Here is an 18,361-nt window from a genome sequence, read left to right on the forward strand (position 1 = left end):
GACCCGGCAGCGGTGAGCGGTCACCAGCCATAGCGCGGACGCGATCGGGTGGCGTCGACCCGTTGCCCCGCCCGCCCGGCGCGCAGGCATCTTTTTGCGTCGCCCCCCTGCACTCGCGGTGCCCGCCCGATCCCACGGCGGACCCGGTAGTGTCATCGCCGCGTCAAATTCCGCGCGCGGGGACGCAATTCGTCGTATGAAGCGCGCCATCCCTTCGTCATGACGCAAGCGCTGATCCGATGAACCGCCCCGCCTCTCCCCTGCCCGCCTCCGATGCCGCCTCCGATGCCGCCACGGCCGCCGCCGTGCCGCAGCTTTCCTCGTTCCGCCGCATCGTGGTGAAGGTCGGCTCGGCGCTGCTGGTCGATTCCGCGCGCGGGGCGCTGCGCCATGCGTGGCTGGCGGCGCTGGCGGAGGACGTGGCGAGCCTGCACCGCGAGGGCAAGGAAGTGCTGGTGGTCTCGTCCGGCGCCATCGCGCTCGGGCGCAACATCTTGAAGCTGCCCCGGCGCCCGCTGAAGCTGGAAGAGAGCCAGGCCGCCGCCGCTGTCGGGCAGATCGCGCTGGCCCGTGCCTGGTCGGAGGCGCTGGCCCATGAAGGCGTGACGGCCGGGCAGATCCTCATCACCCTCGGCGATACCGAGGAGCGCCGGCGCTACCTCAATGCGCGCTCGACGCTGGCTAAGCTCCTCGATCTCAAGGTGGTGCCGGTCATCAACGAGAACGACACGGTGGCGACCTCGGAAATCCGCTATGGCGACAATGACCGGCTCGCCGCGCGCGTCGCCGGCATGGCGAGCGCGGACCTGCTCGTGCTGCTCTCCGATATTGACGGGCTCTACACCGCCCCGCCCAATGACGACCCGAACGCGCAGTTCCTGCCCGTGGTGCCGCGCATCACCGCCGAGATCGAGGCGATGGCGGGCGGCGCGGGTACGGAGCTGTCACGCGGCGGCATGAAGACCAAGATCGAGGCCGGCAAGATCGCCACCACGGCGGGCGCGCATATGGTGATCGCCTCCGGCAAGGGGAAGAACCCGATCCGCGCCATCGCCGAGGGCGCGCGCTGCACCTGGTTCCTCGCCCCCACCAACCCGGTGGCTTCGCGCAAGCGCTGGATCGCCGGCTCGCTGGAGCCGCGCGGCGTGCTGCATCTCGACGCGGGCGCGGTCGCCGCCTTGCGCCGGGGCTCCTCGCTGCTGCCGGCGGGCGTCAAGCGCGTCGAAGGCGAGTTCCAGCGCGGCGACGCCGTGGTGCTGCGCGGGCCGGATGGGGCCGAAGTCGGCCGCGGGCTGGTGGCCTATGACCACGACTACGCCGAACGCATCCGCGGGCGGTCGTCGGACGAGATCGCGACAATCACCGGGTTCGAGGGCCGCGCGGCGATGGTGCACCGGGATGATTTGGTTATCGCGACAGGGGGGTGAGGGCCAGTTCTAGATATCAAAGGAAAGCTGATCAGGCTCTACATTCTTAGATGGAAGGTTCTCGCAGATTTTTTGAATTTCGCTCTCAGCGAGCGGCTCGCTTACTTTTCTGCCGTTATATTTTAGTACACGTAATACGGCGTGATTTCTGAATTTACCTTTAAGCAACTGATGAACCCATTGCACCGTCACGTTATCTATTATTCCAGCTTCAATTTGACGTTCGCTGACCTTGTGCCAGAAATTATCATCATCTATCCTAAAAGTACGCTCTCTTCCTTGAGAGTCACACCCCTTCCAAGTTCGGGTACGATCAGAGCGAGACCAGTTAGGCGAAGTGACGCTCAGATCTTCGATAGATGAAGCCCATAAACCCGAATTGAATACCTTGTCTTTTTCCGAAATAGGAACAATGAAGTCCAAAAAGCCTTTACGAGTTATAGGGAATTCGTGTTTTTCACTAAACCCAATTCCCTTTATTCTGGGATCCGACAAGCACGATTCATAGAATTCATTCCTGGCAACGTATGATCCCTGCAAATAATTTAACGGGATTTTACTGGATATTTCCGACTGCTCTTTTGTAAGAAAAGAAATAACAACTTGGCAAAGTATGTAACTAGATACCAATTCATAGAATTTATCTACGTCTGAGCTTGCATCTGTCTCTAATTTTTTGCCTTCCTCTACTTCGTAGGGGCTAGGCCTACCTCTGACGATATCTCCGACTTTTTCTGCCCAGTATTGTGGCTCGTGATCTGTAAGTCCCTTGATAAACCCTTTTCCAATATCCGATTCCACGAACGTCCATAATGCGACACCGGCCGCGCACAGTACGTAACGCCAGCGAAAACTTCCCTCTTCCGGAGGCAGGACAAGAAGTCTATAATGTATTTGGCCCTCAAATAAATCAATATTCAACGAAGACAAGAGCTTTAGCGTCGCTTGAGATATCGAAACGATCGTTTCGAGTTCCATAGCGTGATCTGGGACATCGAAATGCATCACCAGCGTTCCAATGTCGGCGCCGCCTTCAAGCACTAACTCGTCCAAAATTTTGCTCTTCCAAGTAGTGTCGGACCTTGGAGAATTCTAGCGACGAGTTAATTGGGCTGCAACCGACGGTAATTCCGGGAAGTGGCCTCCCCCCATCGTGACCACCGCTCCGGCGCATCCGCCCTATCTTCCCCCGGATGCACCGTCGCTCTCTGATTGCCGCTCCGCTGCTGCTTCTCGCCTCCCGCGCGCTCGCGCAGGGTGAGGGCGGCCCCGCCGGGCCGGACACCGGGTCACCTATACCCGCGCCCGCCTCCCCCGCCCCGGCCGTCGACCGGGCGGCGGCGCTGGCCCCCATCCTCGACCGCGCCGCCGGGCTGGAGCCGTTGCGCACCGTGCTGGTGGCGAAGGATGGCGAGCGGCTGGTCGCGCGCGGCTATAGCGGCGGGCGGGTGGACCGGCCGACAAATATCAAGAGCGCGTCGAAGAGCCTCGTCTCGGCCCTTGTCGGCATCGCCATAGACAAGGGCGTGCTGGAAGGCCCCGACCAGACGGTCGCCCCGCTGCTGCGCGCGGATCTGCCGGCCAATCCCGACCCGCGCATGGCCGAGATCACCATCGGCAATCTCTTATCCATGCAGGCGGGGCTGGAGCGCACCTCCGGCGCCACTTACGGGCGCTGGATCGCCAGCCCGAACTGGGTGCGCGCGGCCCTCAATCGCCCCTTCGTCGATGCGCCGGGCGGGGCCATGCTCTATTCCACGGGTTCGACGCATCTGCTCTCCGCCATTCTCACCCGCGCCAGCGGGCGCCCGACGCTGGCGCTGGCGCGCGAGTGGCTCGGGCCGATCGAGGGATTCGCCATCGCCTCCTGGGCGCGCGATCCACAAGGCATCTATTTCGGCGGCAACGAGATGGCGATGACACCAGCCTCCCTGCTCGCCTTCGCGGAATGCTGCCGCAAGGGTGGGCGCAACAGAGCGGGATTGCCCGTGATCCCCGCGCGCTGGCTGGAGGAGAGTTGGCGCGTGCGCACGCAATCGCGCTTCACCGGCGATGGCTATGGCTATGGCTGGTTCACGCGGGAGATGGCGGGCGCGCCTGTGCATTATGGCTGGGGCTATGGCGGGCAGATGCTCTATGTCGCGCCGGAACGGGGCGTCTCCCTGGTGATGACCTCGACGGTCGATGCGCCCTCCGGCCGCACGGGCCACCGGGACGATTTGCACGCGCTGGCAGCGGCGATCCTCCTTGCCCTGGGCTGATACTCGCGACAAGGCTGGCACAGCCTGCCGAAAATACCGGCAGGCTTGCGCTTGAGTCGAAAACGAAACCGCTGCGCTTTCGTTTCGCCCGCGATACGCGCGCCATCCGTCCGCTGCTTTGCGATGCGGCATGATGAAATTCACGCCACCTCACCGGATTCGGGCCGAGCTGCCGCCGCCCCACGGACTGTCCGGCGCCGCACGGCACATGGGTTTGCCCGGGGGCAGACGGGCCGCGTCGCATCCATGCAAACAGGGCGTCGCCTGCATTCAGCTGCGCGGGAGACTGGCACGCTTCGTGCTCAAAGCCTTCCGGTACGGCCGCCCGACGTTCCAACCTCCGGGGCGGCCCATTCGAGGGACATGAGACGTGACGAAGAAGCTGGAGCCTACCAACTCGTCCATCGAAACGCTGCTCGCGGCACGTTCGTTCTCGCGCCGCGTGCTGTTCAAGGGCGCGCTCGCCGCCGGCGCCATGGCCGCCGCCGGCCCCTATATCGTGCGCGACGCCTTCTCCTCCTCGGGCGAGCTCACCCTGCTCAACTGGGATGACGAAATCCCGAACCCGGTGATCCCGAATTTCGAGAAGAAGACCGGCATCAAGGTGAAGACCACGCCGTTCTCGCAGAACGAGGAGCAGATCAACAAGCTGCAGGCGACCGGCGGCGAGGGCTTCGACCTCTGCCAGCCCACCCGCGACCGCGCGCCGCAGTTCCAGGAACTCGACGTGCTGCAGCCGTTCGACACCTCCAAGCTGCATCTCGACCAGCTGCTGCCCTCCATGCTCGAAGGCTCGACCAGCGTGTGGACCTGGGACGGCAAGCTCTACCACGTGCCCCATTGCTGGGGTTCGGAGGCGATTTCCTGGCGCAGCGACCTCGCCACGCTGAATTACAAGGATCTCAGCTACGGCACGCTGTGGAGCGAGCCCTTCAAGGGCAAGATGCAGGGCCGCCCCCACTCCCTGCTGCTCGGCATCGGCCTGTGGATGGACCACACCGGCAAGCTGCCCTCGAACCGGATGCTCGACGCCTTCAAGGACGAGGCGTCCATGAAGAAGATCTACGACGTCATCCTCGCCTATGCCATCGCCAACAAGGCGCAGGTCAAGCAGTTCTGGGATTCGTCCGACAACACCAAGTCCGGCTTCATGGAGAACGGCGCGGTCATCGGGCAGACCTGGGACGGCCCGGCCATCTCGCTGTGGAAGCAGGGCAAGCCGGTGCGCTACATGGCGCCGCAGGAAGGCGCCATCACCTGGATCGACGGCTGGGCGATGCCCAAGGGCGCCAAGAACATCGCCCAGGCCTATGAGTGGCTGAACTACGTGCACACTCCCGAAGTCTCGGCCCTGGTCGCCGAAGGCTCGGGCTACAACGCGGTGGTCAAGGGCTCCGACGCCTTCCTCTCCGAAACGGCCAAGAAGATCTTTGCCGAGGCGTACCCTGAGGATGCGCTCTCCAAGCTGTGGAGCCGCCCGCCGGAGCCGTCGTGGTACGCCGAACTGCGCACCCAGTACGCCGAGAAGTTCAAGGCGGCCTGATCGGCAGCGCGCGGCGGCGTCATGCCGTCGCGCAGCGGCCGGGTGTGTCCCGGTCCTTCCTCCGTGCCGTCGGCGCGGCCGCCCGCCCTCGCACAGCCTCAAACGGGCTGGCGCGGGGCGGCGACGGCGGGCCGGCGCGCGGGTCCATCCCATTAAGCGTTCGCAGTGTCAGGGAATCCGCATGGCCGCAGCTGTCGAGCTTGAGGGCGTCAACGTCACCTTCGGGGACTTCGTCGCCGTCCGGCAAGCCAACCTCACCATCGAGCCGGGCGAATTCTTCTCGTTCCTCGGCCCGTCCGGCTGCGGCAAGACCACGCTGCTGCGCACCATTTCCGGCTTCATCGAACCCACGCATGGCAGCGTTCGGATCGGCGGGCAGGACATGAAGGGCATCGGCCCGAACCGCCGTCCCACCGCCCTGATTTTCCAGAACCTCGCCCTGTTTCCCATGATGAGCGTGGCGGAGAATATCGGCTACGGGCTGCGCGTGCGCGGCGTGCCTCGCCACGAGCGCGACGAGAAGGTGAAGAACCTGCTTATCCAGGTGGCGCTCACCGAGCACGGCCACAAGCGCGTCGCCGAACTCTCGGGCGGGCAGAAGCAGCGCGTCGCCATCGCCCGCGCGCTGGCGGTGGAGCCCAAGGTGCTGCTGCTCGACGAGCCACTCTCGGCGCTCGACCTCAAGCTGCGCCAGCACATGCGCACCGAATTGCGCGCGATCCAGAAGAAGGTCGGCATCACCTTCATCTACATCACCCATGACCAGGGCGAGGCGCTGACCATGTCGGACCGCATCGCGGTCATGAATGCCGGCGTGATCGAGCAGGTGGGCGACGGCCGGGCCGTCTATGCGGAGCCGCGCACGCCTTTCGTGGCCGCCTTCGTGGGCGAGAACAACCAGATCCGCGGGCGCATCACACAGGTTGCCGACGGGTTCGCGACGCTGGAAACCCCGCTCGGCCTGCTCAAGGGTCGCAACCCGGTGGGGCTCGGCGTCGGCGAGGAAGCGCTGCTCTTCGTGCGGCCGGAAGCCTTGAGACTGGGGCATGACGGTCAGGCGAGCGGGTCCGGCTTCGAGGCCGAGACGCTCGACGTCGCCTATGAGGGCAGCGTGACGCATGTGACGCTGCGGGTGCGGACGGGCCAGAAGATCACCGCGACGCTGGGGGCCGGCAGCGCCCTGCCCGCGCCCGGCGAGATGCTCTGCCTCGGCTTCGCGCCGCAGGATGGCCTGCTGCTCAAGCGCCCGGAGCGCGCATGAGCGGCATTGGCGGACTAACCCTCACCATCGGCCTGCCGCTCATCGCCGCGCTGGTCCTCGCCGCGCTCTCGGCCTATGAGCGCCGCACCGGCACGGCCACCGGGCCGGGCTTCTTCCAGCGCAACGGCCTCGCCATCGGGCTTTACCTCGTGGTCGCCGTCGGCTTCTGGGCCTTCTTCATCATCCTGCTGCCGCAGCTCGCCATGGTGGACATGTCGTTCCGCCCGAAGCTGCCGCCGGCGCAGATGGGGGGCCCCAAGGACCTCTACACGCTGGAGAACTACCGCTACTTCCTGTTCGGCTCCACCACCTCGACCGCCGAATGGAACTGGATCCACATCAAGGCCTTCTTCCTCACCATCGGGGTCAGCGTCGTCATCACGGCGTTCAACTTCGTAATCTGCTACCCGCTCGCCTTCCACATGGCGCAATCGGCCACGCTGGCGCGGCTGCGCCTGCTGCTGCTGCTGCTGATCATCCCCTATTGGGTGAACGAGATCCTGCGCGCCTTCGCGTTCCGGGTGCTGCTCTCGTCCGGGGGCATCATCAACCAGCTGCTGATGGGGTCGGGGCTCACCAGCGAGCCGTTCGATTTCCTGGCGGCCGATATCGGCCTCTATATGGGCCTCAGCTACGCCTATCTCTTGATGATGATCTTCCCGCTCTACAACGCCATCGAGAGCCTCGACAGGAACCAGATCGAGGCGGCGCGGGACCTCGGCGCGCCGTGGTGGCACATCCATGCCTTCATCGTGATGCCGCATTCCAAGCCGGGCATCGCGTCGGGCTGCACGCTGGTGTTCATGCTCACCGCCGGTGCGCTGGCGGCCCCGCTCGTGCTGGGCGGACCGCGCACATTGTGGTTCACGCCCATCGTCTATGACCGCTTCTACCAGGCCTTCAACTGGCCGCAGGGGGCGGCCTATGCGCTCATCCTGCTGGTCACCTGCATCGTCTTCGTACTGGTGGTGCTCAGGGCCTTCCGGCTCAGTCTCGGGGAGATCACGCGATGACGGTCAGCCCGTTCCAGCGCATCCTGTTCGCGCTCTACATCGCCATCTTCTTCGTCTACCTGCTGGGGCCGCTGGCGGTGATGGGGGCCTCCGCCTTCAACACCCCGGAATATCCGCAGGTCTGGCCGTTCGAGGGCTTCACGCTGGACTGGTTCGGCAAGCTCTTTGCCGACCAGGACATGATGTACGGGCTGAAGATGAGCCTGTGGATCGGCCTTCTGGTGGTGTGCATCTCCGTGCCGATCGGGCTTGCCGGCGCCATCGTGATGACCCAGATCACCCCGCGCGCCCGCTCGCTCTATTATCTCGTGGTGGTCTCGCCGGTGCTCACCCCGGGGATCATCATCGGCATCTCGACCGTGGTGTTCTGGCGCCAGTTCACCGGGCAGACCGGCACGCGCTTCCTCTATGACGGCGTGATTCTCACCGTGTTCGGGCAGGCGAGCTTCATCTCCGCCTATTGCATGCTGATCATCCTCGCCCGACTGCAGCGCTTCGACCGCGCGCAGGAGGAGGCGGCACTCGACCTCGGCGCCTCCTATCCGCAGGTGTTCTTCCACATCCTGCTGCCCTTCCTCAAACCGGCGCTGTTCTCGGCGGCGGTGCTGGCCTTCCTCTCCTCGTTCGAGAACTACAACACCACTACCTTCTCCATCCTCTCGGAAAAGACGCTGACCACCGTGCTGGCCGGGCGTATGCGGCAGGGCACGACGCCCGCCATCAGCGCGCTGGCCGTCATCATCGTCGCCGTCACCGTGCTGGGCGCAATCGTCTACGAGATCCTAAAGCGCCGCGCCGATGCCGCCGCCGTGCAGCGCCAGCGCGCGGCGCAAGCGGCGGAGGAGGAGGAACTGGCGGGAACGCCCTCTCCCGCCCCGGCCTGAGGCCCGCGCCCATGGAGGCCGGCGCAGCGGGATCCGGCAGGCGTGGGCTTGGGACGCCGCAGGCTTATGTCGGACGTGGTCGCGATCACCGCATAAAGTGAGGCGTTGCCGTGCGGAGCCGCCGGCTGAATCCCCGCCCCGCTCCTCTCACCCCGCGCGAATCAAAAAGGGCCGGAATCATCCGGCCCTTTTCTGCATCTTGCTGTTGTAGCTGTCGGTCAGAACAGCCGGCTCTGCACCGCCGCCGCGCCGATGAAGGAAGCGAAGAGCGGGTGCGGCTCGAACGGGCGCGACTTCAGCTCGGGATGGAACTGCACGCCGACGAACCAGGGATGGTCGGGATATTCGATGATCTCCGGCAGCAGCCCATCCGGCGACATGCCGGAGAAGAGCATGCCGCAGCCTTCCAGCCGCTCGCGATAGGCGAGGTTCACCTCGTAGCGGTGGCGATGGCGCTCGGAAATCGTGGTGGAGCCGTAGATGTCCGACACGCGGCTGCCGGCCGCCAGCTCGGCCGGATAGGCGCCGAGCCGCATCGTCCCGCCGAGGTCGCCGTCGAGGCCGCGCCGCTCCAGCTCGTTGCCGCGCAGCCACTCGGTGAGCAGGCCCACCACCGGCTCGTCGGTCGGGCCGAACTCGGTGGAATTGGCATGCGCCACGCCAGCGAGGTTGCGGGTGGCCTCGATCACCGCCATCTGCATGCCGAAGCAGATGCCGAGATAGGGCACGCGCCGCTCGCGCGCGAACTGCGCCGCGCGGATCTTGCCCTCGGCCCCGCGCTGGCCGAAGCCGCCGGGCACGAGAATGCCGTGCACATGCTCCAGGAACGGGGCGGGATCCTCGCGCTCGAAGATCTCGCTCTCGATCCAGTCGAGATTGACGCGGACATTATTGGCGAGGCCGCCATGGGCCAGCGCCTCGATGAGGGACTTGTAGGCGTCCTTCATGCCCGTGTACTTGCCGACAATGGCGATCGTCACCGCCCCTTCCGGGTTGCGGATGCCGGTCTCGACCCTGTTCCAGCGGGTAAGGTCAGGCTCGGGCGCCGGCTCGATGCCGAAGGCGGCCAGAACTTCCGTGTCCAGCCCCGCCTCGTGATAGGCGGAGGGCACGGCATAGATGTTGTCGGCGTCGCGCGCCTCGATCACCGCGCTCTCGCGCACATTGCAGAACAGGCCGAGCTTGCGGCGCTCCTCGCGCGGGATCTCGCGGTCGGTGCGGCACAGAAGGATGTCCGGCGCGATGCCGATGGAGCGCAGTTCCTTCACCGAATGCTGGGTCGGCTTGGTCTTGAGCTCGCCCGCGGAAGGGATGAAGGGCAGCAGCGTCAGGTGGATGTAGATGCAGTGCTTGCGCGGCAATTCGTTGCCGACCTGCCGGATCGCCTCGAGGAACGGCATCGCCTCGATGTCGCCCACCGTGCCGCCGATCTCCACCAGCACGAAGTCGTAGCCCTCGTTGCCGGCAAGGATGAACTCCTTGATGGCGTTGGTGACGTGGGGAATCACCTGGATGGTCGCGCCGAGATAATCGCCGCGCCGCTCCTTCGCGAGGATGTCCTGATAGATGCGCCCGGTCGTGATGTTGTCCGAACGGGTGGCCGGGCGCCCCGTGAAGCGCTCGTAATGGCCGAGGTCAAGGTCGGTCTCGGCACCGTCGTCGGTGACGAAGACTTCGCCGTGCTGATACGGGCTCATCGTGCCCGGATCGACGTTCAGGTAGGGGTCGAGCTTGCGCAGCCGGGTTTTATAGCCACGGGCCTGCAACAATGCACCGAGAGCGGCGGAAGCGAGGCCCTTGCCGAGCGAGGACACGACGCCGCCGGTGATGAAGATATAGCGCGCCATGGAATATGGTTTCTAGCTGCAAAAACGCGATTCGACGAGAGCCCGCCGGGTAGATCGGACTCATCGCCTGCGAAAAGTGAGACGCGGCCGCATCAGGGCCGCGCGGAGATCACTGCGACTGCGGAACCTGCGGTACCGCCGGGGCGGCGGGCGGCGCCGGCTGGGCGCCCTTGAGCTGGTCGAGCACGGAGCCGCCGGGGCCCGGGGCGCCGGGCGCCGCGGGTCCGGGAGCGCTCTGCCCCGGAACGTTGAAGATGGTGGCCGGGCCACGACCCCAGCCGGCAAGGACGGTCAGGCCGAGGCTGGTGAGGAAGAACAGCCCGGCGAGAATCGCCGTCGCGCGGGTCAGCACATTGGCCGTGCCGCGCGCGCTGAAGAAGCCGCCGCCACCGCCGCCGCCTCCACCAATGCCGAGACCGCCCCCTTCCGAGCGCTGGATCAGCACCACGCCGATCAGGGCGAGCACGACCATGAGATGGATGACGATGATTACGGTCTGCATCTGGGGCCTTCAAACTCGTTCGGCGGCGGACCGGCTCAGCCCGCCGCGATGATCGGCGCGTTCCTACACGATTGTGTCCGGCGTTTCCAGCCGGGCGCGCAAGGCTCGTTCGGCTCGGAGTAGCGGCTTATAGATAGGCACGCGCGATGGGAAGAAAAGTATCCGCTTTCAGGCTCGCGCCGCCGACCAGCGCGCCGTCCACATCGGCGATACCGAGGATCTCCCCGGCATTCTCCGGCTTCACCGATCCGCCATAGAGCAGGCGGACCGCCTGCGCCTGCGCGCCGAACCGCGCCACCAGCGCGTGGCGCATCGCCTTGTGCACCTCGGCTATATCGTGGGTGGTGGGGGTGAGGCCGGTACCGATGGCCCAGATCGGCTCATAGGCGATGACGGTATCCGCCCCGGTGACGCCCTCGGGCAGCGACGCGGTGAGCTGGTGCCGCACCACCTGAAGCGTCCGGCCGGCAATATGCTCGTCGCGCGATTCGCCGATGCAGACGATGGCGGTGAGGCCGGCGCTCCAGGCGGCCTCCACCTTGGCGCTCACCCGCGCATCCGTTTCGCCATGATCGGCCCGCCGCTCCGAATGGCCGACGATGACCGCGCTGGCGCCGGTATCGGCCACCATCTCCGCCGAAAGATCGCCGGTATGCGCGCCGTTCGGCTTGGGATGGCAATCCTGCCCAGCGATGGCAATGCGCGAGCCCAGCGCGACCACCGCGAGCGTGGAGAGCAGCGTCGCGGGCGGCGCGACCAGAAGATCGACCTTCGCCCGCAGCGCGTGATCATAGCCCTCGCAGATGCGCCCGAACTCGGCGATCGACGCCTTCACGCCGTTCATCTTCCAGTTGCCCGCCACCAGCGGTCGACGCTTTATCATTATGTTTCGTCCCCCCTCACCTCAAACACCTCAATCAACCCCTCATAGCAGACCGGCGCGGCGGAGAAGAAGCCGACAAAGGGGCAAAGGAGCGCATGTCCGGCGTTGCGGCGCCGGAGGGGCGTCCCTATTATGCGCGCCTTTCGCGCGCCGGGCCTTTCGCCCAAAAGACGCCTAACGAGAAGATCGATGCTGCAGACGCTGCGCAAGAGCGCTTCCGGAATTATCGCCAAAATCCTCATGGGCCTGCTGATCATCAGCTTCGGCATCTGGGGCATCGCCGACGTGTTCCGTGGCTTCGGCAGCCAGACGCTCGCGACCATCGGCTCGACCGAGATCACGGTTCCGGAGTTCCAGCAGCTCTACCAGGAGCGGCTCCAGCAGATCAGCCAGCAGATCAAGCGCGGAATCACGCCGGACCAGGCGCGCGCCTTCGGGCTTCCCGAGCAGGTGCTCAACGAGCGCCTCGGCGAGGCCGCGCTGGATGACGAGGCGAAGACGCTCGGCCTCGCGCTCTCCGATGAGGAGATCGCCCGCCGCGTGCAGGCCAACCCGGCCTTCTTCGGGCCCTCGGGCAGCTTCGATCCCGCCTATTTCGCCATGCTGCTGCGGCAGAACGGCTTTACCGAAGCGCGCTTCGTCGATGCCGAGCGGCGGCTTGCCCAGCGCCAGCAGCTCATCCAGTCGCTCGGCGGCGCCATCGCCGTGCCGACCGTGCTGAAGGATGCCATCGGCCGCTATGGCAGCGAGACGCGCTCCGTCAACTACGCGCTGCTCACCCCCGCCGCGGTGACGTTGCCCGCCGAGCCGACCGACGACGAACTGCGCACTTTCTTCGATGCCCGCAAGGTCGCCTTCCGCGCGCCGGAATTCCGCAAGGTGGCGGTGCTGGCGCTCACGCCGCAGGCGCTGTCCTCCGCCGAGACGGTCACCGACGCAGAGGTAAAGGCCGCCTATGACGCCAATCTTTCCAGCTACGGCACGCCCGAGCGGCGCGTGGTGCAGCAGATCGTGTTCCCCAATGCGGAGGAGGCCAAGGCCGCGGCGGACCGCATCGCCGCCGGCACGCCGTTTGCGGACATCGTCGCGGAACGCAAGCTGGAGCCGAAGGATGTCGACCTCGGCGACGTGACGCGCGGCGACCTGTTCGACAAGGCGGTGGCCGACGCCGCCTTCGCGCTGCCGGCGAACGGCACCAGCGGCGTGATCGAGGGCCGCTTCGGCCCGCTCCTCGTGCATGTCGGCGCCATCACTCCGGGCACGACCAAGCCGCTGGAGGAGGTGGCGCCCGCCATCACCCAGCAGCTGCGGCTCGATGCGGCGCGCAGGGAACTGCAGCAGAAATACGATCAGATCGAGGACGAGCGGGCGGGCGGGGCCAAGCTTTCCGAGGTCGCCGCCAAATTCGGCCTTACCTTGCAGAGCCTTGACACCGACGCCCAGGGCCAGACCCCGGACGGCGCCACCATCGCCGACGTGCCCGCCCGCGCCGAGGTTCTCCGCGGCGCCTTCGCCGCCGAGGTCGGGGCGGAGAACGATCCCGTCCAGCTACCCGAGAATGGCGGCTATGTCTGGTACGAGGTCGAGGGCGTGACCCAGCCGCGCGATCGCACGTTTGATGAGGCGCGTGCCCGCGTGCTGGACCGCTGGAAGCAAGACAAGACCGCCGAGGCGCTCGACCAGCGCGTCGAGGACATCAAGACCAAGGTGGCGGCCGGCGAAGCCTTCGACAAGGTGGTGAGCGACGCCGGCCTCGAACTGCGCGCGGCCAACGGCCTGACCCGCGCCAAGGCCGCCGACGGCGTGCCGCAGGAAATCCTCGACCAGGTATTCGCCACCGCGCAGGGCAGCGTGGGCAGCGCGCTCGCGGAGGGCGGAGACAGCCGTATCCTGTTCCATGTCCTCAGCAGCTCGGTTCCCGCCAACGCCCCGCCGAATGATCGCCTGCTCGCCGATCTCAAGCAGAACATGCAGAACGACCTGCTGACCGAATATCTGGTCGCGCTGCAGGATCAGCTGGGCACCCGCATCAACCGCGCCGCGCTCGACCAGATCGTCGGCTCGGACCGGGTGAACTGACAGAGCCGCGCCATGAGCCTGACGCCCGATCTTGCGGAATTTTCCGCCGCCTATGCGCGCGGCGACGCCCAGGTGGTGACAACCACCCTCGTCGCCGACCTCGAAACTCCCGTCTCGGCCTTCCTCAAGATCGCCGGCGAACGGGCCAACAGCTTCCTGCTCGAATCGGTCGAGGGCGGCGCCACGCGGGGCCGCTATTCGATCATCGGCATAGACCCCGACATCATCTGGCGTTGTCGGGGCGAGACGGCCGAGATCAACCGGCAGGCGGCGAGCGATCCCACGCGCTTCGAGCCCTGCCCCGACCGGCCGCTCGTCTCGCTGCGCAAGCTGGTGGGCGAATCGCGCATCCACCTGCCCGAGGGCGCCCCGCCCATGGCGGCGGGCGTGTTCGGCTATCTCGGCTATGACATGGTGCGGCAGATGGAGCGCCTGCCGGACGCCAAGCCCGACATTTTCGGCGTGCCGGATGCCATCTTCATCCGCCCCACCGTGATGGTGGTGTTCGACACCGTGCGGGATGAGGTCACCGTCGTCACCCCGGTGCGGCCTGTCGCCGGCCTGACGGCCACCGCCGCCTATGAGGGCGCGCGCGAGCGGCTGGACCGGATCGTCGCCGCGCTCGAGGGCGCCCTGCCCGCGCAGGCGACCGAGGACGCGCTGCACCTGCCGGTCGAGCCGGTGTCCAACACCGCGCCCGACGCCTATCTCGCCATGGTGGAGCGCGCGAAGGAATATATCCGCGCCGGCGACATCTTCCAGGTGGTGCTGTCGCAGCGCTTCGACGCGCCGTTCACCCTGCCGCCCTTCTCTCTCTACCGCGCGCTGCGCCGCATCAACCCGGCGCCGTTCCTCGTCTATTTCAACTTCGGCGGGTTCTCTCTCGTGTGCTCCTCGCCGGAGATCCTGGTGCGGCTGCGGGCCAACACCGTCACCATCCGCCCCATCGCCGGCACGCGCCGGCGCGGGGCCACGCCGCACGAGGACAAGGCGCTGGAGGACGAACTGCTGGCCGACCCCAAGGAGCGCGCCGAGCATCTCATGCTGCTGGACCTCGGCCGCAACGATGTGGGCCGCGTCGCGAAGATCGGCTCGGTGCATGTCACCGACAGCTTCTTCATCGAGCGCTACAGCCAGGTGATGCACATCGTCTCCAATGTCGAGGGCGACCTCGACCCGAAGCACGATGCGCTGGACGCGCTGGCCGCCGGCTTTCCCGCCGGCACCGTCTCGGGCGCGCCGAAGGTGCGGGCGATGGAGATCATCGACGAGCTGGAGCGCGACAAGCGCGGCATCTATGCCGGCGCGATCGGCTATTTCGGCGCCGATGGCGAGATGGACACCTGCATCGTGCTGCGCACCGCGGTGGTGAAGGACGGCCAGATGCACGTGCAGGCGGGCGCCGGCATCGTCTACGATTCCGATCCGTCCAGCGAATTGCAGGAATGCGTGAACAAGGCGAAGGCCCTGTTCCGCGCCGGCGAAGAGGCGGTGCGCTTCGCCGCCCGCTCGGGACGGGGGCAGTGACAAGGATGAGGGAGCCCGCGCGCCTTGAGCGATGGTGAGGCTGGCGGAAATCGAAACGCCGGCCGGCGCGGCTTGACCCCGCGCCACGTCACCCCCTAGAGCTTTTGGGCCGGAATAAACCCGGCGGAAAGACGCGCGATGATCCTTCTCGTCGACAATTACGACAGCTTCACCTGGAACCTCGTCCACTATATCGGCGGGCTCGGCGCCGAGGTGGAGGTGCGCCGCAACGACACGCTCACCGTCGAGGAAGCGCTGGCGATGAAGCCGGAAGCCATCGTCATCTCACCCGGCCCCGCCACGCCGAACGAGGCGGGCATCTGCCTCGACCTGATCGCCCGCGCCGCCCATGAGGGCGTGCCGGTGTTCGGCGTGTGCCTCGGCCACCAGGCCATCGGCCAGGTGTTCGGCGGCGAGGTGGTGCGCGCGCCCGTGCCGATCCACGGCAAGCTGTCCGAGGTGAAGCACAAGGGCGAGAGCGTGTTCCGCGGCATCAACGGGCCGATCAAGGCGACGCGCTATCATTCGCTGATCGTGAAGCGCGACACGCTGCCGCCGGCGCTCGGCATCACCGCCGAGACCGATGACGGGCTGATCATGGGCCTGTCGCACAAGGAACTGCCGGTGCACGGGGTGCAGTTTCACCCCGAGAGCATCGCCTCCGAGCATGGGCAGACGATCCTCAAGAACTTCCTCGACCTGGCGCGTGCCTGGAACGAGGGGCCGCGCCGCGCACGCGCGGCGTAGGACGCCGGATCGCCAAGGAAACACGCGGGCAGCGGGGAAGCCGGGAACATGCAGAACCTGAAAGCCGTCATCGGCAAGATCGCCACCGGGGCCACGCTCTCCCGCGCCGAAGCGGCCTTCGCCTTCGATATCATGATGTCGGGCGAGGCGACGCCTTCGCAGATCGGCGCCATCCTTATGGGCCTGCGCGTGCGCGGCGAGGACGTGGAAGAGATCGCCGGCGCGGTCTCGACCATGCGCGCCAAGATGCTGAAGGTCGAGGCCCCGGCCGAGGCGGTCGACGTGGTCGGTACCGGTGGCGATGCCTCGGGCTCCTACAACATTTCGACCTGCGCCTCCTTCATCGTCGCCGGGGCCGGCGTGCCGGTGGCCAAGCACGGCAACCGCGCCCTGTCCTCCAAGTCCGGCGCGGCGGATGTGCTCACCGCGCTGGGCGTGAAGATCGACCTCACCCCGGCGCAGATCGCCCGCTGCATCGCGGAGGCCGGCATCGGCTTCATGTTCGCGCCCGCCCACCACCCGGCGATGAAGCATGTCGGGCCGACCCGGGTGGAAATGGGCACGCGCACCATTTTCAACCTGATCGGCCCGCTGTCCAACCCGGCCGGCGTCCGGCGGCAGATGGTCGGCGTGTTCGCCCGCACCTGGGTGGAGCCGATCGCGCAGGTGCTGAACACGCTGGGCTCCACCCGCGCCTGGGTGGTGCACGGCTCGGACGGGCTCGATGAGATCACCACTACCGGGCCGACCCATGTGGCCGAGCTGAAGGACGGGGAGATCCGCACCTTCGAGATCGCGCCGGAGGAATTCGGCCTCGCCCGCGCCAATCCGGACGACCTCAAGGGTGGGGACGGCGTGGTGAATGCCGTCGCCCTGCGCGCCGTGCTCGCCGGGCAGCCCAGCGCCTATGCCGATGTCGCGGCGCTCAACGCCGCCGCGGCGCTGATCGTGGCCGGGCGCGTGGATACCCTCACCGAGGGGCTGGAACTCGCCCGCACGAGCCTTGCCAGCGGAAGCGCCGAAGCCGCGCTCGACCGGCTGGTGGCGGTTTCCGCCGCCGTGCTGGCCGATTGAGGGGGAGCGGCATGGCCGACATTCTCGAAAAGATCGCCGCCTACAAGCGCGAGGAAATCGCGAGCGCCAAGCGCGAGCGTCCGCTCCATGAAGTGCGCGCCATCGCCGAGGCGCAGCCGCCCGCGCGCGGCTTCCTGCGCGCCATCGAGGCGAAGATCACCGACGGCCGCACCGCGCTGATCGCCGAGATCAAGAAGGCCAGCCCCTCCAAGGGCCTGATCCGCGCGGATTTCGATCCGCCGGCGCTGGCCCGCGCCTATGAGGCGGGCGGCGCGGCCTGCCTCTCGGTGCTCACGGACACGCCCTCCTTCCAGGGCGCGCCAGAATTCCTCACGAGCGCCCGCGCCGCCTGTTCGCTGCCGGCGCTGCGCAAGGATTTCATGCACGACACCTACCAGGTGTTCGAGGCCCGCGCCTGGGGCGCCGACTGCATCCTCGTCATCATGGCCTCGGTCGACGACGGCCTGGCGCGTGACCTCATCGAAACCGCGCAGGGCCTGGGCATGGATGCGCTGGTCGAGGTGCATGACGAGCCTGAGCTCGAGCGCGCGCTGGGGCTGCCCGCGCGACTGGTCGGCATCAACAACCGCAACCTGCGCAATTTCGAGGTCACGCTCGCCACCGCCGAGCGGCTCGCACCGCGCATTCCGGCAGACCGCGTCATTGTCGGCGAGAGCGGCATTTTCACACCCGAGGACGTCGCCCGGCTGGCACGGGTGAACATCCGCTCCATTCTCGTCGGCGAGAGCCTGATGCGGCAGGCGGACGTGGCGGCGGCGACGGGCGCCCTGCTGGCGCCGCCCCTCCAACGCGCGGCTGGCTCATGACATCGGGCCCCCACCTCACCCATCTCGACGCGACCGGCGCGGCGAACATGGTGGATGTCGCCGACAAGGCCGTGACCGACCGTGTCGCCATCGCGGAAGGCGCGGTGCGCATGCAGGCCGAGACGCTGGCGCTGATCCTCTCCGGCAATGCCAAGAAGGGCGACGTGATCGGCACCGCGCGGCTCGCCGGCATCATGGCGGCCAAGCGCACGCATGAGCTGATCCCGCTCTGCCACGCGCTGCTGCTCTCGAAGGTCGCGGTGGAGATCGAGCCGGATGACGCCCTGCCCGGCCTCGTCGTGCGCGCCAGCGTGCGCACCAGCGGGCAGACCGGCGTCGAGATGGAAGCGCTCACCGCCGTCTCGGTGGCCTGCCTCACCGTCTACGACATGGCGAAGGCGGTCGATCGCGGCATGTGCATCGACGCCGTGCGGCTCATCGAGAAATCCGGTGGCCGATCGGGTCACTGGCAAGGCCGCTAGCAGG

16 protein-coding genes are annotated in these 18,361 nt (G+C 66.8%); 12 read left to right on the forward strand and 4 right to left on the reverse strand.

Translation table 11 applies throughout. The features are described from left to right. Nucleotides 1-239 precede the first annotated feature (239 nt). Entirely contained in the window at nucleotides 240-1,427 is a 1,188-nt protein-coding gene (proB, locus tag FHS55_RS22335; RefSeq protein WP_183192075.1) for a glutamate 5-kinase, read from the forward strand. 9 nt (nucleotides 1,428-1,436) lie between these two features. On the opposite strand, the gene FHS55_RS22340 is transcribed toward proB, so the two are convergent. Continuing rightward, on the reverse strand, nucleotides 1,437-2,480 hold the full coding sequence (locus FHS55_RS22340) for a hypothetical protein (RefSeq protein WP_183192076.1): 1,044 nt from the start codon (nucleotides 2,478-2,480) through the stop codon (nucleotides 1,437-1,439). Nucleotides 2,481-2,620: 140 nt separating this feature from the next. Here FHS55_RS22340 and FHS55_RS22345 point away from each other — a divergent pair, with 140 nt between their 5' ends. The 5 genes from FHS55_RS22345 (at nucleotide 2,621) to FHS55_RS22365 (ending at nucleotide 8,389) form a co-directional block, all read left to right on the forward strand. Beyond that, the gene (locus FHS55_RS22345; protein ID WP_183192077.1) at nucleotides 2,621-3,688 is read left to right on the forward strand and encodes a serine hydrolase domain-containing protein; all 1,068 of its coding nucleotides are present in this window, start codon (nucleotides 2,621-2,623) and stop codon (nucleotides 3,686-3,688) included. Nucleotides 3,689-4,058: 370 nt separating this feature from the next. Next, a complete protein-coding gene (locus FHS55_RS22350) occupies nucleotides 4,059-5,231 on the forward strand; it encodes an extracellular solute-binding protein (protein WP_183192078.1) in 1,173 nt (390 codons plus the stop codon). Nucleotides 5,232-5,412: 181 nt separating this feature from the next. Then, nucleotides 5,413-6,492 carry an ABC transporter ATP-binding protein gene (locus tag FHS55_RS22355; protein ID WP_183192079.1) on the forward strand — a complete coding sequence of 360 codons (1,080 nt, stop codon included), beginning with the start codon at nucleotides 5,413-5,415 and terminating at the stop codon, nucleotides 6,490-6,492. Next, complete coding sequence (locus FHS55_RS22360) at nucleotides 6,489-7,505, forward strand: ABC transporter permease (RefSeq protein ID WP_183192080.1); 1,017 nt, start codon at nucleotides 6,489-6,491, stop codon at nucleotides 7,503-7,505. The genes FHS55_RS22355 and FHS55_RS22360 overlap by 4 nt, the downstream gene beginning before the upstream one ends. Next, nucleotides 7,502-8,389 (forward strand): ABC transporter permease, encoded by an 888-nt coding sequence (locus FHS55_RS22365; protein ID WP_183192081.1) that lies wholly within the window; start codon nucleotides 7,502-7,504, stop codon nucleotides 8,387-8,389. Before FHS55_RS22360 ends, FHS55_RS22365 begins: the two co-directional genes overlap by 4 nt. 218 nt (nucleotides 8,390-8,607) lie before the next feature. On the opposite strand, the gene pyrG is transcribed toward FHS55_RS22365, so the two are convergent. From pyrG to tpiA, 3 genes are all read right to left on the reverse strand, one after another. Continuing rightward, nucleotides 8,608-10,236 (reverse strand): CTP synthase, encoded by a 1,629-nt coding sequence (gene pyrG / locus FHS55_RS22370; RefSeq protein ID WP_183192082.1) that lies wholly within the window; start codon nucleotides 10,234-10,236, stop codon nucleotides 8,608-8,610. Between the two features lie 109 nt (nucleotides 10,237-10,345). Further along, a complete protein-coding gene (secG, locus tag FHS55_RS22375) occupies nucleotides 10,346-10,738 on the reverse strand; it encodes a preprotein translocase subunit SecG (RefSeq protein WP_183192083.1) in 393 nt (130 codons plus the stop codon). A gap of 127 nt (nucleotides 10,739-10,865) precedes the next feature. After that, nucleotides 10,866-11,621 (reverse strand): triose-phosphate isomerase, encoded by a 756-nt coding sequence (gene tpiA / locus FHS55_RS22380; protein ID WP_210287133.1) that lies wholly within the window; start codon nucleotides 11,619-11,621, stop codon nucleotides 10,866-10,868. Between the two features lie 189 nt (nucleotides 11,622-11,810). On the opposite strand from tpiA, the gene FHS55_RS22385 reads away from it, so the two are divergent. From FHS55_RS22385 to moaC, 6 genes are all read left to right on the forward strand, one after another. Beyond that, nucleotides 11,811-13,700, forward strand: coding sequence for a peptidylprolyl isomerase (locus FHS55_RS22385; RefSeq protein WP_183192084.1), 1,890 nt, complete (start codon nucleotides 11,811-11,813; stop codon nucleotides 13,698-13,700). Nucleotides 13,701-13,712: 12 nt separating this feature from the next. Continuing rightward, a complete protein-coding gene (trpE, locus tag FHS55_RS22390; RefSeq protein ID WP_183192085.1) occupies nucleotides 13,713-15,227 on the forward strand; it encodes an anthranilate synthase component I in 1,515 nt (504 codons plus the stop codon). A gap of 138 nt (nucleotides 15,228-15,365) precedes the next feature. Continuing rightward, nucleotides 15,366-15,974, forward strand: coding sequence for an anthranilate synthase component II (locus tag FHS55_RS22395; protein WP_183192086.1), 609 nt, complete (start codon nucleotides 15,366-15,368; stop codon nucleotides 15,972-15,974). Between the two features lie 48 nt (nucleotides 15,975-16,022). After that, nucleotides 16,023-17,048 (forward strand): anthranilate phosphoribosyltransferase, encoded by a 1,026-nt coding sequence (gene trpD, locus FHS55_RS22400; RefSeq protein ID WP_183192087.1) that lies wholly within the window; start codon nucleotides 16,023-16,025, stop codon nucleotides 17,046-17,048. A gap of 11 nt (nucleotides 17,049-17,059) precedes the next feature. Continuing rightward, nucleotides 17,060-17,875, forward strand: a complete 816-nt coding sequence (gene trpC, locus FHS55_RS22405; protein ID WP_183192088.1) for an indole-3-glycerol phosphate synthase TrpC — start codon at nucleotides 17,060-17,062, stop codon at nucleotides 17,873-17,875. Further along, nucleotides 17,872-18,357, forward strand: a complete 486-nt coding sequence (gene moaC, locus FHS55_RS22410) for a cyclic pyranopterin monophosphate synthase MoaC (protein WP_183192089.1) — start codon at nucleotides 17,872-17,874, stop codon at nucleotides 18,355-18,357. Before trpC ends, moaC begins: the two co-directional genes overlap by 4 nt. The last annotated feature ends 4 nt before the right edge of the window (nucleotides 18,358-18,361 follow it).

It is taken from the genome of Ancylobacter tetraedralis (assembly GCF_014195655.1).
GTDB lineage: Bacteria > Pseudomonadota > Alphaproteobacteria > Rhizobiales > Xanthobacteraceae > Ancylobacter > Ancylobacter tetraedralis.

Coding starts and splice junctions, on each gene's coding strand:
- trpE (WP_183192085.1), top strand. CDS start 13,713: ATGAGCCTGACGCCCGATCTTGCGGAATTTTCCGCCGCCTATGCGCGC.
- FHS55_RS22385 (WP_183192084.1), top strand. CDS start 11,811: ATGCTGCAGACGCTGCGCAAGAGCGCTTCCGGAATTATCGCCAAAATC.
- FHS55_RS22395 (WP_183192086.1), top strand. CDS start 15,366: ATGATCCTTCTCGTCGACAATTACGACAGCTTCACCTGGAACCTCGTC.
- trpC (WP_183192088.1), top strand. CDS start 17,060: ATGGCCGACATTCTCGAAAAGATCGCCGCCTACAAGCGCGAGGAAATC.
- secG (WP_183192083.1), bottom strand. CDS start 10,738: ATGCAGACCGTAATCATCGTCATCCATCTCATGGTCGTGCTCGCCCTG.
- FHS55_RS22355 (WP_183192079.1), top strand. CDS start 5,413: ATGGCCGCAGCTGTCGAGCTTGAGGGCGTCAACGTCACCTTCGGGGAC.
- tpiA (WP_210287133.1), bottom strand. CDS start 11,621: ATGATAAAGCGTCGACCGCTGGTGGCGGGCAACTGGAAGATGAACGGC.
- FHS55_RS22345 (WP_183192077.1), top strand. CDS start 2,621: ATGCACCGTCGCTCTCTGATTGCCGCTCCGCTGCTGCTTCTCGCCTCC.
- pyrG (WP_183192082.1), bottom strand. CDS start 10,236: ATGGCGCGCTATATCTTCATCACCGGCGGCGTCGTGTCCTCGCTCGGC.
- trpD (WP_183192087.1), top strand. CDS start 16,023: ATGCAGAACCTGAAAGCCGTCATCGGCAAGATCGCCACCGGGGCCACG.
- moaC (WP_183192089.1), top strand. CDS start 17,872: ATGACATCGGGCCCCCACCTCACCCATCTCGACGCGACCGGCGCGGCG.
- FHS55_RS22365 (WP_183192081.1), top strand. CDS start 7,502: ATGACGGTCAGCCCGTTCCAGCGCATCCTGTTCGCGCTCTACATCGCC.
- proB (WP_183192075.1), top strand. CDS start 240: ATGAACCGCCCCGCCTCTCCCCTGCCCGCCTCCGATGCCGCCTCCGAT.
- FHS55_RS22360 (WP_183192080.1), top strand. CDS start 6,489: ATGAGCGGCATTGGCGGACTAACCCTCACCATCGGCCTGCCGCTCATC.